The organism is Streptomyces sp. A0642 (assembly GCF_004795105.1).
Classification (GTDB): Bacteria; Actinomycetota; Actinomycetes; order Streptomycetales; family Streptomycetaceae; genus Streptomyces.
The window spans coordinates 1-569 of sequence record NZ_SSBL01000088.1; the positions used below are offsets into that span (position 1 = coordinate 1).

At 67.3% G+C, this 569-nt stretch carries 1 protein-coding gene and 1 pseudogene; both read left to right on the forward strand.

Translation table 11 applies throughout. From position 1 onward, the window contains the following. Nucleotides 1–67: 67 nt before the first annotated feature. Nucleotides 68–220: pseudogene (locus tag E6R60_RS37725) on the forward strand (hypothetical protein); the annotation flags it as partial. A gap of 3 nt (nt 221–223) precedes the next feature. Continuing rightward, nucleotides 224–569, forward strand: a 346-nt coding sequence (locus E6R60_RS37905) for an acyltransferase domain-containing protein (protein WP_276614129.1), incomplete at its 3' end; no start/stop codon positions are given.

Genomic DNA, 569 nt, shown 5'->3' on the forward strand with positions numbered 1-569 from the left:
CGCTGGTCGTGTGCGTCGTGCGGGTGTGTCGTCGTTCGGTCTCAGTGGTACGAACGCGCACGTCATTGTGGAGGAGCCGCCGGTCGCGAGGGTGGTTGAGCCTGTGGCCGGGGATGGGGCCGGGGGGTTGTTCCCGGTGGTGGTGTCCGGTCGGGGTGAGTCGGCGTTGCGGGAGCAGGCGGGGCGTTGGGCTTCGTGGCTGTCGGGTCGTGAGGGTGTGTCGTTGGCTGATGTCGCGGTGACGGCTGCACGGCACCGTACTCACTTCGAGTCGCGGGCGAGTGTGGTGGCTGCTGGTCGTGGTGAGTTGGTCGAGGCGTTGTCTGCGTTGGCTGAGGGGCGGTCGCATGACGCGGTGGTGACCGGGGTCGCCGAACGGCGGGGGAAGGTGGTCTTCGTTTTTCCGGGTCAGGGTTCGCAGTGGGTGGGGATGGGGCGTGTCCTGCTGGAGGAGAGTGGGGTTTTCCGGCAGGTGGTTGAGGCGTGTGATGTGGCGTTGGCGCCGTTCACGGGTTGGTCGGTGCGTGAGGTGTTGGCGGGTGTGGAGGGTGAGCATCCTCCGTTTGACC